The organism is Streptomyces fungicidicus, from assembly GCF_003665435.1.
Taxonomy (GTDB): domain Bacteria; phylum Actinomycetota; class Actinomycetes; order Streptomycetales; family Streptomycetaceae; genus Streptomyces; species Streptomyces fungicidicus.
In genome coordinates this window covers 2,434,481-2,446,453 of the sequence record NZ_CP023407.1, presented here as the reverse complement: position 1 = coordinate 2,446,453, position 11,973 = coordinate 2,434,481, and the positions used below count along the sequence as shown (strand labels likewise).

At 72.5% G+C, this 11,973-nt stretch carries 12 protein-coding genes; 5 read left to right on the top strand and 7 right to left on the bottom strand.

Going from position 1 to position 11,973, the window contains the following annotated elements; genetic code table 11:
* Positions 1-38: 38 nt before the first annotated feature.
* The 3 genes from CNQ36_RS11020 to CNQ36_RS11010 form a co-directional block, all read right to left on the bottom strand.
* Positions 39-1,007, bottom strand: a complete 969-nt coding sequence (locus CNQ36_RS11020; RefSeq protein WP_004931667.1) for a hypothetical protein — start codon at positions 1,005-1,007, stop codon at positions 39-41.
* A gap of 100 nt (positions 1,008-1,107) precedes the next feature.
* Positions 1,108-2,112: a zinc-dependent alcohol dehydrogenase gene (locus CNQ36_RS11015; RefSeq protein WP_121545857.1), complete on the bottom strand. Its 1,005-nt coding sequence runs from the start codon at positions 2,110-2,112 to the stop codon at positions 1,108-1,110.
* The gene (locus tag CNQ36_RS11010; RefSeq protein WP_121545856.1) at positions 2,109-3,272 is read right to left on the bottom strand and encodes a mandelate racemase/muconate lactonizing enzyme family protein; all 1,164 of its coding nucleotides are present in this window, start codon (positions 3,270-3,272) and stop codon (positions 2,109-2,111) included. Before CNQ36_RS11010 ends, CNQ36_RS11015 begins: the two co-directional genes overlap by 4 nt.
* 241 nt (positions 3,273-3,513) lie before the next feature.
* Here CNQ36_RS11010 and CNQ36_RS11000 point away from each other — a divergent pair, with 241 nt between their 5' ends.
* The gene (locus CNQ36_RS11000; protein ID WP_206278450.1) at positions 3,514-4,170 is read left to right on the top strand and encodes an SCO2400 family protein; all 657 of its coding nucleotides are present in this window, start codon (positions 3,514-3,516) and stop codon (positions 4,168-4,170) included.
* A gap of 480 nt (positions 4,171-4,650) precedes the next feature.
* Here CNQ36_RS11000 and CNQ36_RS10995 read toward each other — a convergent pair whose 3' ends face one another.
* Positions 4,651-5,097, bottom strand: a complete 447-nt coding sequence (locus CNQ36_RS10995; RefSeq protein WP_121545853.1) for a MarR family winged helix-turn-helix transcriptional regulator — start codon at positions 5,095-5,097, stop codon at positions 4,651-4,653.
* 90 nt (positions 5,098-5,187) lie between these two features.
* Here CNQ36_RS10995 and CNQ36_RS10990 point away from each other — a divergent pair, with 90 nt between their 5' ends.
* From CNQ36_RS10990 to CNQ36_RS10980, 3 genes are read left to right on the top strand one after another with little or no spacing between them, the layout of a single operon-like run.
* Positions 5,188-6,207, top strand: coding sequence for an NADP-dependent oxidoreductase (locus CNQ36_RS10990; protein ID WP_004931676.1), 1,020 nt, complete (start codon positions 5,188-5,190; stop codon positions 6,205-6,207).
* 58 nt (positions 6,208-6,265) lie between these two features.
* On the top strand, positions 6,266-7,072 hold the full coding sequence (locus tag CNQ36_RS10985; protein WP_121545852.1) for an EI24 domain-containing protein: 807 nt from the start codon (positions 6,266-6,268) through the stop codon (positions 7,070-7,072).
* Complete coding sequence (locus CNQ36_RS10980) at positions 7,069-7,683, top strand: LysE family translocator (RefSeq protein WP_121545851.1); 615 nt, start codon at positions 7,069-7,071, stop codon at positions 7,681-7,683. The genes CNQ36_RS10985 and CNQ36_RS10980 overlap by 4 nt, the downstream gene beginning before the upstream one ends.
* Here the strand turns inward: CNQ36_RS10980 and CNQ36_RS10975 are convergent.
* The 3 genes from CNQ36_RS10975 to CNQ36_RS10965 form a co-directional block, all read right to left on the bottom strand.
* Positions 7,655-8,905: a pyroglutamyl-peptidase I gene (locus CNQ36_RS10975; protein ID WP_121545850.1), complete on the bottom strand. Its 1,251-nt coding sequence runs from the start codon at positions 8,903-8,905 to the stop codon at positions 7,655-7,657. The two genes, CNQ36_RS10980 and CNQ36_RS10975, sit on opposite strands and share 29 nt — an antisense overlap.
* A 313-nt stretch (positions 8,906-9,218) precedes the next feature.
* Positions 9,219-10,190 carry an aldose epimerase family protein gene (locus CNQ36_RS10970; protein ID WP_004931684.1) on the bottom strand — a complete coding sequence of 324 codons (972 nt, stop codon included), beginning with the start codon at positions 10,188-10,190 and terminating at the stop codon, positions 9,219-9,221.
* 15 nt (positions 10,191-10,205) lie between these two features.
* The gene (locus CNQ36_RS10965; protein WP_121545849.1) at positions 10,206-11,111 is read right to left on the bottom strand and encodes an SGNH/GDSL hydrolase family protein; all 906 of its coding nucleotides are present in this window, start codon (positions 11,109-11,111) and stop codon (positions 10,206-10,208) included.
* Positions 11,112-11,350: 239 nt separating this feature from the next.
* Between CNQ36_RS10965 and CNQ36_RS10960 the strand changes: the two genes are divergently transcribed.
* On the top strand, positions 11,351-11,881 hold the full coding sequence (locus tag CNQ36_RS10960; protein WP_121545848.1) for a DUF3145 domain-containing protein: 531 nt from the start codon (positions 11,351-11,353) through the stop codon (positions 11,879-11,881).
* Positions 11,882-11,973: the final 92 nt, after the last annotated feature.

Genomic DNA, 11,973 nt, shown 5'->3' with positions numbered 1-11,973 from the left:
GGCTGTGTCTACTTCTGTGAAGCCGAGTTTCCGGAACGTTATGACGAGGCGTCGAACCGGTTCAGATCGCCCGGAAGCCGCGAACCGAGCGGTGCCATGTCGCCGTCCGCGCCGTGGCGGGCCAGCAGATCGAGGGCGAGCCGGCCGCGCCGCACACGCTCCTTCGCGGTCGCCAGGGTCAGCTCCCGCATGTGGTGCCCGTACGGATAGATCCCGGGCGCCTTGGCCAGGCCGAACTTCAGATACAACGGGGCGCCGCGCCGGATGAGTTCGGCGACCTCGTACATCCGCACATAGCCGCCGAGGTCGTCGGGCGCCTCGATGTACATGTCCATCGGAGTGGCCGAAACCCGTCGTATCTCGGTGAGATGGGCGAGCGTCAGATCGCTGGGCACGTTGATCGAGTCGGCGCCGAGCCGCTCGTAGACCGCGTACGCGGCCGGGTTGACCGGTCCGACGAGCGCGGAGACCTTCAGCGTGGTGTCGGCCGGGAGCAGCCCGGCCGCACGCGCCCGGTGCAGCGTCCACAGCACGCCCTCGTCGGCGACGAGCAGGCACTTGACGCCCAGCTCCGTCGCCCGGACGGCGTCCTCGACACAGCCGGCGACCGCGTCGTGGCCCCGGGCGCGCAGCCCGGCGCCGCCCGAGTCGGTGCGGGTGGAGCCGCCGATGTCCCAGGTGCCGCGCGGGCCGGTGAACAGGCAGAGCTCGATGTCCCGCTCCGCGGTGGCCTCGGCCATCTCGGTGATCTCGGCGTCGGTCAGCATCCACACGCCGCTGCCCTGGCTGATCCGGTGGATCGGCACATCGAGGCGCGAGGCCTCCTTCAGCACCACCGCGAGCGCCTCGGGCCCCTCGCACGAGGGGACCTCGGTGCGCCAGCGGCCCCCGCCGGGGAAGGCGTGCGGCGAGGCGTCGGCGGGGTCGGGGGCGGGCGCGCTCATGCCGAGCGCGCTGAGGGTCTGCTCACCGGGCCTGCGGGGTGCGCGGGCGGAGGCGTCGGTCACGGGGTGTCCTTTGTGTTCGGTATTTCGGACGAAGTTCGCGGCTCGGGGTACGACTCGGCGGCGGACGGGTGCCGGCACGAAGGCCGTACCGGCACCCGCGCTAGGGACGCAGCAGGACCTTGCCCACCTTCGGGTCGCCCGATCCCACCAGTTCGATGGCGCGCGGGAACTCGTCGAGCGGCAGTTCGTGGGTCACCAGCGGGAGCGGGTCGAGCAGCCCGGCGGCGAAGACCCGCACGGTGTGCGCCCAGGCGTCCGGCGGTGCGCCGAAGACGGTGTGCACCTCCAGCTGCCGTACCACCAGGTCCGTCGGGTCGAGCCCGTCGGCGCCCGGCGCGGGGATGCCGGTGAGGACCAGCCGGCCGCCGCGCCGCAGCAGCGAGGCCGCCGTACGGGCCGCGTCGGCGGACCCGGCGGTCTCGATCACCACGTCGAAGTCGTCCGGCAGTTCGCGGTCCTTGGTGCGGAAGTCGGTGGCCCCGTACTGCCGGGACAGCGCCTCGCGGTCGTCCCGGGAGCCCACCACCAGCAGCTCCGAGGGGGAGTTGGCGCGCAGGAACTGCACGGCGAACATCCCCAGCGTGCCGGTGCCGACCACCGCCACCCGCTCACCGGGCACGGCGTTCGCCTTCAGCGCGGCTGCGGCGATGCAGGCGGCGGGCTCGAGCAGCGCGGCGGCGCTCAGGTCGGCGTCGCCGGGCAGCACGTGCAGCAGCCGGGCCGGGAGGGTCAGCGTGGCGGCCATGGCACCCGGCTGGGTGAACCCGGTCTCCTCGTAGCCCGCCGAGCACAGCGTCGTCTCACCGGCGTGACAGCGGTCGCAGACCTGGCAGTTCCGGAACCCCTCGCCGACCACCTTGCGGCCGACGAGCGCCTCCGGCACCCCGGCGCCCACCCGCTCCACGGTGCCGGACCACTCGTGTCCCGGCGTCAGCGGGTAACGCACGTACCCCTCGGGCCGGTTGCCCTGGTACACCTCGCGGTCGCTGCCGCAGATCCCGGCCGCGTGCACCCGGACCAGCGCCTCACCGGGACCGGGCTCGCGCGGCTCGTGCGGGACCAGGCGGTGCTCGCCCGGGCCCTCCACTACGACGGCGGTGCTCACTTGGTGCCCTTGGGCTTGCGCTGCTCCCAGCCCTCGGCCCAGAGGTCGAACCGGGCCTGCTGCTGCGGGAACTCGGCCGCCGCGTCGACGTCCAGCTCCACGCCGAGACCGGGGGCGTCGGAGAGGTGGAAGCACCCGTCCTCCGGGTCCACCTGCGGCGCGCCCTTCACCACCTTCTTGATCTCCGCGTCCGCGAAGTCGTTGAAGTGCTCCAGGATCTTGAAGTTCGGCGAGGTGAAGCCGACCTGGAGGGACGCGGCGGTGAGCACGGGGCCGCCGACGTTGTGCGGGGCGACCAGCATGTAGTGGGTCTCGGCGGTCGCGGCGAGCTTGCGGGTCTCCCAGATGCCGCCGATGTGGCCGACGTCCGGCTGGAGGATGTCGACGGCCTGGCTCTCGAACAGCTCGCGGAACTCGATGCGGTCGTGGATGCGTTCGCCGGTGGCGAGGGGCACGTCGACCTTCGCGGCGACCTTCTCCAGCGCCTTGAGGTTCTCCGGCGGGACCGGCTCCTCCAGCCACGCCGGCTTGAACGGCGCGAGCTCGTGCGCGAGACGGACGGCGGTGGCCGGGGAGAAGCGGCCGTGCATCTCCAGCATCAGCTCGGCGTCCGGGCCGATCGCGTCCCGCACCGCCTCGATCAGCGAGACCGCGTACAGGCTCTGCTCGTGGTCCAGCTCGAAGTGCCCGGTGCCGAACGGATCGATCTTCAGCGCCCGGTAGCCGCGCTCCATGACCGTCTTCGCGGCCTTGTGGTACGCCTCCGGGGTGCGCTCGGTGGTGTACCAGCCGTTGGCGTACGCCTTGACCTTGTCGGTGACCTTGCCGCCCAGCAGCTGCCAGACGGGCACGCCGAGGGCCTTGCCCTTGATGTCCCAGCAGGCCATCTCGACGACGGCGATACCGGACATCACGATCTCGCCGGCGCGGCCGTAGTCGCCGTACTTCATCCGGCGGACCAGGTCCTCGACAGCGAACGGATCGGCGCCGAGAATATGGTTGACCTCGGCTTCCTTCAGGTAACCCAGGAGGGCGTCGGTGTGGCCCAGCATCCGGGTCTCGCCGACTCCGGTGATCCCCTCGTCGGTGTGCACCTGGACGTAGGTCAGGTTGCGCCACGGCGTCCCGACCACGTGTGTGCTGATTCCGGTGATGCGCACGGCAGTTAGCCCCTCGCTGTGGTGGTGGACCCTGTCAACGTTGTCCGCGGTTCGACGTGTTCGATATTTCGGCACACGTTCGAAATGCTGGCGTGACAGTAAGGACGGGGTGGCGGGGGTGTCAATGGGTCTCGCGCATAACGGTTTCGGCAGTTTCGAAACCATTGAGCATTGGTCTGCGCCAAACCTTCACAACAAGGGCTAGGAAGCGGACCTGAACGGAACCTAACCTTCCCGCGTCATGGACTTTTGCCAGCCGTGCCGACGGCACCTCAACGGCGCCTTGGCCTGCCCCGGCTGCGGCACGCCCGTGGAGACGCCTCCCGTCTCCCCCCTGCCGTCGGACGAGCCCGACGCCGAGACCGCCGAGGCCGGCGGCGACGACCTCTCCCCGGGGGAGAGCCGTCGGGACCGCAAGGCCGCGGCGCACCGCCGGCGGCGCAACCGCACGCTGCTCGTCGTGGCGGGCTTCGTGCTCGCGGCGGGCGGACTGAGCCTCGCGGAACTGGGCCTGGACGCGCCGGGGGCGAAGCCGGAGCCGGCGGTGGCGGGGGAGGAGTCCACGGACGGCGGCGCGACGAAGGTGAAGCCGTCGGAGTCGGCGGGCGCCGGCGCGGTGACTCCGGGGGAGTCGCCCCGCGCGGAGGTCTCCGGCTCGCCGTCGGCCGGCGGGTCTCCTTCGGAGAAGGAGTCGAAGGAGGCGGAGACCGAGAGCGCCTCGGAGGCGCCGTCCTCGCCCGCGGAGCCGCCCCCGGCGGCGGATCCGACGACGTCCTCGGCTCCGGCGGAGCCTCCTCCTGAGCCGGAGACGCCCGAGCCGACCACGCAGGAGCCCGAGCCCGAGCCTGAACCCGAGCCGTCGGAGACGTGCGACCGTTTCCTGTGGTGGTGCACCTGACCGCCCCCCCCCCGCGGCCCCCAGTAACCCGGCGTGGGTGCGTGCCGGGGGGTGTCGCGCAGCCCGGCGCTCACGGGGCGCCGTCGCGCCCACCCGTGCCGCCCCAGCGGCACGACTGCCCGCGGAGAGCGGAGGCGCGGGGGCCCGCGGAGGGCGGAGGCGCGGGAGCCCGCGGAGGGCGGAGGTGCGCGGCGGCTCGCGGAGGTGCGGCGGCCTGCGGAGGGCGGAGGTGCGCGGCGGCTCGCGGAGGTGCGGCTGCCTGTGGAGGGCGGGTGTGGGGCTGCCCGTGGAGACGGCGGGTGCAGCGGGTGGCCGCCGACGGCGTGGAGGGGACGGGGCGGGGGTGGCCGCCCGCAGTGGCTGGCGCGTCCGCGCCCCCGACGTATTCCAGCCGGGGCAGTCGCGCCAGTCCGAGGACGTCCACCCCCGACCCGGCCCCGCCCCACCCACCACCTGGCGCCGCGCCGCAGAGCGATCCCGTCAGCCCCCAGCCAGCATCCGCCGCAGCGCGTCCCGCAGCGCCACCCGCTCCCCCTCCGACAGCCCCGCCAGCGGCTCCCGCGCGAACCGCAGTGACTCCTGCAGGCTCCGCGCCACCCGCCGCCCCTCCTCCGTGGCCGCCGCCAGCTTCACCCGCCGATCCGCCGGATCCGGGCGGCGCTCCGCCAGCCCCCGCGCCTCCAGCCGGTCGACGATCCCCGTGACGTTCGACGGCTCGCACTTCAGCCGCTGCGCCAGCTTCCGCATGGGCAGCGGCTCCAGTGACAGCAGACTCAGCAGCCGCGCCTGCGCGCCCGTCAGCGCATGACCGGCCGCCGCCTCCTCGTACTCCTCGTGATAGCGCGCCACCACCGACCCGATCAGCTCGACGACCTCCAGGGTGAGGTCGTCGGGTCGGCGTCCGGGCGAAATGCGGGGTGTGGCCATGCCCTCCAGGGTACCCGCTTGCTTGACATCCTGAAATATTCACCTGCATGGTTGTTTCAGGTACTGAACTAAACCAGGAAGGCCCAAGCCATGACCGCCACCCCCACACCCTCCACCGGCCGCGAATGGCACCTCCGCACCCGCCCCGTCGGCTGGCCGAGCCCCGACGACTTCGCCCTCGTCGAGACGGAGGTCCCGACCCCCGGCGAGGGCCAGGTGCTCGTACGCAACGAGTACCTCTCCGTCGACCCCTACATGCGCGGCCGTATGAGTGCCGCCAAGTCCTACGTCGCCCCCTTCGAGCTGGGCAAGGTCATGCAGGGCGGCGCAGTCGGCGAGGTCGTCGCCTCGAACGCCGAGGGCATCGCCGTCGGCGACCACGTGCTGCACTTCTTCGGCTGGCGCGAGTACGCCGTCGTGGCCGCGGAGAACGCCGTCAAGGTCGACCCCGAGGCCGCCCCCCTCTCGGCCTACCTCGGCGTCCTCGGCATGACCGGCCTCACCGCCTACGCCGGCCTGCTGCGCACCGCCTCCTTCAAGGAGGGCGACTCCGTCTTCGTGTCCGGCGCCGCCGGCGCCGTCGGCAGCCAGGTCGGGCAGCTCGCGAAGCTCAAGGGCGCCTCCCGGGTGATCGGCTCCGCCGGCTCCGACGAGAAGGTCAAGCTGCTCGTCGAGGAGTACGGCTTCGACGCCGCCTTCAACTACAAGAACGGCCCCGTCGGCGAGCAGCTGCGCGAAGCCGCCCCGGACGGCGTCGACGTCTACTTCGACAACGTCGGCGGCGACCACCTGGAGGCCGCCATCGGCTCGCTCAACCGGGGCGGCCGGATCGCCGTCTGCGGAATGATCTCCGTCTACAACAACACCGAGCCCGCCCCCGGCCCGCGCAACCTCGCCCGGCTGATCCAGACCCGGGGCCGCATCGAGGGCTTCCTCGTCGGCGACCACTACGACCTCCAGCCGGAGTTCGTGCGCGAGGTCGGCCCCTGGGTCCGCTCGGGCGAGCTGAAGTACCGGGAGACGGTCGTCGAGGGCATCGAGAACAACCTGGAGGCGTTCCTCGGCGTCCTGCGCGGCGACAACACCGGAAAGATGATCGTCAAACTCTGAACGTCCCCCGCGCGGATCCGCTGTGGACCGCGGCACCGCTCCCGATAGGGTCTCCCCCATGCGCGATCTTGGGGCGGGTTTCCGGTATCTCCTGAAGGGCCAGCGGTGGGTGGCCCGGCACGGCAAGCAGTACGGCTTCGGACTGCTGCCGGGCCTGATCACCCTGGTGCTGTACGCGGCCGCGCTCGTCGCGCTGGCCCTGTGGGGCACGGACTTCGTCGCCTGGGCGACGCCGTTCGCCGACGACTGGTCCAGCCCCTGGGCCGGGCTGTTCCGCGGCTTCCTGACCGCCGTGCTGTTCGCCCTCGGACTGCTGCTGTCCGTGCTCACCTTCACCGCGGTGACCCTGCTCATCGGCCAGCCGTTCTACGAGAGCCTCTCCGAGAAGGTCGACCGTGACGTCTCACCCGACGGCACCGCGCCCGAGTCGGACCTGCCGCTCTGGCGCGAGCTGTGGATCTCGGCCCGCGACAGCCTCCGCATCCTCGCGCGGGCCCTGGTCTGGGGCGTGCTGCTGTTCGCGCTGGGGTTCGTCCCGGTCGTCGGCCAGACCGTCGTGCCGGTGATCGGCTTCTTCGTCACCGGGTTCTTCCTCACCGAGGAGCTCACCGCCGTGGCGCTGCAGCGGCGCGGGGTCGAGGTGCGCGAGCGGCTCGTGCTGCTGCGCTCCCGCAAGACCCTGGTCTGGGGCTTCGGCACCCCTCTGGCGGTGGCGTTCCTCGTGCCGTTCGTCGCCGTGTTCCTGATGCCCGGCGCGGTCGCCGGCGCCACCCTGATGGCCCGCGACCTGCTCGGCGAGGAGACCACCGGGAACGCCCCCGAAGAAGAGTCCCAGGCGCCCGGGACGGAGGACGTCACCCCGTGACGGAGGTCCTCGCCGTCGCCGTCATCACGGTGCTCGCCGTGATCGCGCCGGGCGCCGACTTCGCCATGGTGGTGCGCAACAGCTACCTCCACGGCCGCCGCACCGGACTGCTCGGCGCGCTGGGCGTCGCCGCCGGCGTCCTGGTGCACGTCACCTACACGATGCTCGGCGTCGGCCTCCTGATCGCCTCCTCCGCCTTCCTGTTCACGGTCGTCAAGCTCGTCGGCGCGGCCTACCTGGTGTACATCGGCGTCCGCACCTTCCGCACCCGCTCCGAGGTCACCGTCGACCTGGAGCGCACCACGGAACTGAGCCCGCTCGCCGCGCTGCGCACCGGCTTCCTGACCAACGTCCTCAACCCGAAGACGACCCTCTTCGTGGTCTCCACCTTCGCCCAGGTCGTCCGCCCCGGCACCCCGGTCCTCCAGCAGGCGGGCTACGGCCTGTTCATGTCGCTGGCCCACCTGCTGTGGTTCGGCGTGGTCGCGGTGTTCTTCTCCCACGACCGCATGCGCACCCTGATGCTGCGCGGCCAGCGGATCCTCAACAAGGTGATCGGATCCGTCCTGGCCGGACTCGGCGTCAGTCTCGCGTTCGCTCCGTCGCACTGACCGCCGCGGTCACGATCGACCGCACCTGGCCGATGATGTCGACCCGGTTCCGCACGAACTGGGCGTCGGTGACCTCGGTGGTGTTCCCGGCGCCGAACTGCAGCACGGGCGTGTGCACATGCCCGCCCGGCAGCTCCTCGCGCAGGCCGAGCCGGTCGCGCAGCAGCGTGGCCCGGTAGGCGATCTCGTTGGACAGGTAGTCCCCGCCGCCCCCGGCGCGGGCCGTGGAGCCGGGCGTCGGCCCCTCCGGCCGGACCACGGACTCCGTGCCGCCCGCCGGGATCTCCGTCACGCTCGTGTTGTCGTACACCGGGAACCGGCCGGTGTCCGCGGCGACGATCTCCGTGTACGGCAGCGTGGTCGACGTCCACTGCGGCTGCGAGGCCGGATCGGCGACCGGGATCGTCCCGGTCACGCCGACGTTCTCGTTGTCGCCGAAGCCGCCCCGCCAGGCCCCGTTGGTGCGCTCGACGTCGAAGCGCCCCACCCGGCCCTGGCTCACCGTGGTGAACAGGTCGACCTCCGGCAGATGCGGCCGCAGCGCCCGCTCCACCGTCCCCTCCGCGAAGTCCCGCCAGCGGACCGGGAAGACGGCCGCCTCGACGCGGGCCGGACCGTCCGCGGTCTCGATCACCGTGCCGTCGAGGGCGAGCGCGGCCGCCCCGGACGGGTTGGAGATCCGGATGTCCCGGTCCAGGGTGAACGGGTCGAAGCCGGTCACCAGAACCCGCTTGACGCCCTTGCCGTGCGGATACCGGATCCCGGTCTGCCCGCGCGAGGTCCGCTCCAGCTCGTCCAGCAGCAAAGCCCGCTGCCGGTCGCTCAGCCGGAACCCGGGTTCCCAGGCGCGCAGTTCACGGGTCATGCCGAGCCGCGCCCAGTACAGCGGCCGGTCGTCGTCCCGGCTCAGGTCGCCCGCCTCCGGACCGCGTCCCTGCGCCCGGTCGACGGCCCTGCGCCACAGCCCCGTGCCCTCGCGGACGACGGCACGGCGGGCCTGCGACCAGGAGTGCGCGCGGTCGAGGGCCAGGGCGAACTCAGGGGCCGCGTCGTCGAATCCGGAGCGGCGCAGTATCTCCCGCGGTGCGTCACCGTCCAGCCGGAGCTCCTCGACGGTGGGGGCCGCCGCCGTGTCGGCGGCGGTCGCGGTGGTGGTGGGGGCGGCGAGTCCGGTGAGCAGGGCGAGTCCGAGGACACCTGTGCGAACGCGTAGCGAGTTCAAGGGGGTCGGGGCCTTCCGTCGTCGTGGGGTACGGGTGGATGCCGGAGGCCGCAGTATCGCGTGACGGAGTGGATCACGCCATGGGGCGACGGTCAGGAGGGGATACGACGTCCCGCGCTCGAGGTCGCGGCCGGGTCGACCGTCCGAGAAGCAGATGTGAAAGGTTCGTACGGGATCCAGGAGGGCAGTCCTATCCGGGGCCGCCGGACCACGGCAGGGATTAACGTCGGGTCCGGGAAGTGCCCATGTGAGCAGCCCCGGCCCGGGACCCTGACCCCGGACCGGGGCTCATGTGCGCCAGGCCGGGCACGCCCTAGCGCACGGCGAAGCCGTACACCGTCTCGGAGCGGAAGACCTCGCCCGGCCGCAGGACCGTGCTCGGGAACTCCGGACGGTTCGGGGTGTCGGGGAAGTGCTGCGTCTCCAGCGCGATGCCGTCGCCCGGCGTGAAGGGCTCCCCGAGGTGGTCCGCGGTGTACAGCTGCATCCCGGGCTCGGTGGTCGCCACCGTCAGCACCCGGCCCGACGACGGGTCGTACAGTTCCGCGACCGGCTCGGGCGCCGCCGTCACCCCCTTGTCGAGCACGAAGTTGTCGTCGTACCCCCTGCCCGCCTTGAACGCCTCACGGAAGTCGAAGCGGGTGCCCGTGACGTCGTAGAGCCGGCCGGTCGGGATCAGGTCGGTGTCGGACGGGGTGTAGTGGGAGGCCGCGAGCCGCAGTTCGTGCCCGGCCGCGCTGCCCGAGCCGGCCAGGTTCCAGTACGAGTGGTTCGTCAGGTTCACGTGCGTCGGCGCGTCCGTCACCGCCTCGTAGGCGATCCCCAGCGCGCCCCGCTCGTCCAGCGTGTAGGTCACCGAGACCTCCAGACGCCCCGGGAAGCCCTCCTCGCCGTCCGGGCTGACCCGGGAGAGGCGCAGACCGTGCTCGACGGGCACGACGTCCCACACCCGCTTGTCGAAGCCCCGCTCACCGCCGTGCAGCGAGTTCGGCCCGTTGTTCGCGGCGAGCGTGTACTCCCGCCCCTCCAGGGAGAAGCGGGCGCCCGCGATCCGGTTGGCGTAACGGCCGATCAGGGCGCCCAGGAAGGGCTGCGGATGCTCGAGATAGCCGTCCAGGCCGGGGAACCCCAGCACCACGTTCCCGGTCCGGCCGTCCCGGTCCGGCACCTCGACGGTCTGCACGATCCCGCCGTAGGACAGGATCCGCACCCGTACGCCCGCCCGCTCCAGGGTCCAGCGGTGCACCGGCGCGCCGTCGGAAAGTGTGCCGAAGAGTTCGTTCATGTGCGAAACAATAAGTCACGGCTGCTTCGCGGTGACCGTCCGGTACGCGATCTCCGCCAGCCTGGACTGCCCGTCGACACTGGGGTGGAACCAGTCCCAGCGGCTCAGCTGGCCGGTGCCGAACCGGTACGCGTGCACCGCGCCGCCGTCGGAGCGGCAGCGGAGGTCCGCGGCGCAGACCTCCTCCAGCACCTCGTTGTAGTCCTCCACCCGCTTCCGCACGGTCTCGCGCCGCTCGGTCGCCGCCGCGTCCAGGGCGTCCGCGTCGCCCAGCATCGACGGGCAGATGCCCAGCTTCCACACCTGCTTGCCCAGCGCGTTCGTCCGCCCCTGCGACCACAGCCGCTTCAGGTCCGGCACACTCGCCACATACACCTGGGCCTTCGGCAGCGCCTCCCGCAGCGTGCGCATCGCCTTCCGGAAGTCGGCACGGAAGTCCGCCACCGGAGTCATCGCCGAGGTGGTCTCCCGGCAGGCGTCGTTCGCCCCCGCCATCACCGCGACCAGCTCCGGACCGCGCCGCACCGCCCGTGCCATCTGACCCGGCAGGTCCTCCATCCGGGCCCCGGTCACCGCGTAGTTCCAGCTCCGCTCGGCCGCGCCCGCCGGCCCCAGCAGCCGTACGGCGAGGCTGTCCACCTGCTCGCTGCCGCCCGTAGCCCAGGACACCTCGGGACAGTCCGTCAGCACCGCGCAGGCGTCGAAGCCCCGCGTGATGGAGTCCCCGACGGCGGCGACCGAGTCCGGCCCGGTGTCCCACACCGGCGTGGGGGACGGCCGGCTCCGCTCCGCCGCCGTGCCCGACGGGGCGGGGGAGCCGCCGCCCACGGCGTCGCAGCCCGCCACGCCCAGCACGGCGGCCGTCACCACGGCGAGAGCCGCCCGTGAACGGCGGCTGCGTCCCCGCGTCGCCTGCTGCATCCGTCGCCTCCCCGCGCGTCGTGGTGTGTGTCCTCCCCCAACCCTTAACAACGCGGGAGGGTTCCCGCCCGCCCGGGACGCCCGTCCGGAAGGAACGTGCCACCCCCGTACACGCGTCCTGCCGGGTGAATGACGGGTGTTTCCCGGCACCGGGACGGACGGTACGTCACACTCCTTGCCCCGTCGCACGGTAGCCTCGCCCTCAACGCGGCCCGCCCGGACCGCGGCCGTTCCGCCCGATGCAAGACGACCCGCTCAGCCCGGAGGTTCCGGTGACGACGACTCGTGGAGTTCTGTACGTGCACTCCGCGCCGCGCGCGTTGTGCCCGCACGTCGAGTGGGCCGTCGCCGGGGTGCTCGGTACGCGTGTCAGCCTGGACTGGATCCGCCAGCCGGCCGCCCCCGGCACCTGGCGCTCGGAGTTCTCCTGGCAGGGCCGGGCAGGAACCGGCTCCCAGCTCGCCTCCGCGCTACGCGGCTGGCAGATGCTCCGCTTCGAGGTCACCGCCGAGCCCTGCCCCACCGCCGAGGGCGAGCGCTACAGCTGCACCCCCGACCTGGGCATCTTCCACGCCGTCACCGGCATCCACGGCGACATCCTCATCCCCGAGGACCGCCTGCGCGCCGCCCTGGTCCGCTCCCGGACCGAGGAGACGAACCTGGAGGCGGAGATCGCCAGACTCCTCGGCAAGCCCTGGGACGACGAGCTCGAACCCTTCCGCCACGCCGGCGAGGGCGCCCCCGTCCGCTGGCTCCACCAGGTCGTCTGAACGAGGACACCCCGGGGCCGAGCGCCCCGGAGGGACGCGGGGAACGGCGCGAGCAACCACGGCACACCCGCCCGCAGCCGCACGGCGAAGGG

Excerpts from the sequence above, each read along its gene's own strand:
- CNQ36_RS11000 (WP_206278450.1), top strand. The coding sequence starts at position 3,514 with ATGGACTTTTGCCAGCCGTGCCGACGGCACCTCAACGGCGCCTTGGCC.
- CNQ36_RS10995 (WP_121545853.1), bottom strand. The coding sequence starts at position 5,097 with ATGGCCACACCCCGCATTTCGCCCGGACGCCGACCCGACGACCTCACC.
- CNQ36_RS10990 (WP_004931676.1), top strand. The coding sequence starts at position 5,188 with ATGACCGCCACCCCCACACCCTCCACCGGCCGCGAATGGCACCTCCGC.
- CNQ36_RS10985 (WP_121545852.1), top strand. The coding sequence starts at position 6,266 with ATGCGCGATCTTGGGGCGGGTTTCCGGTATCTCCTGAAGGGCCAGCGG.
- CNQ36_RS10970 (WP_004931684.1), bottom strand. The coding sequence starts at position 10,190 with ATGAACGAACTCTTCGGCACACTTTCCGACGGCGCGCCGGTGCACCGC.
- CNQ36_RS10965 (WP_121545849.1), bottom strand. The coding sequence starts at position 11,111 with ATGCAGCAGGCGACGCGGGGACGCAGCCGCCGTTCACGGGCGGCTCTC.
- CNQ36_RS10960 (WP_121545848.1), top strand. The coding sequence starts at position 11,351 with ATGCAAGACGACCCGCTCAGCCCGGAGGTTCCGGTGACGACGACTCGT.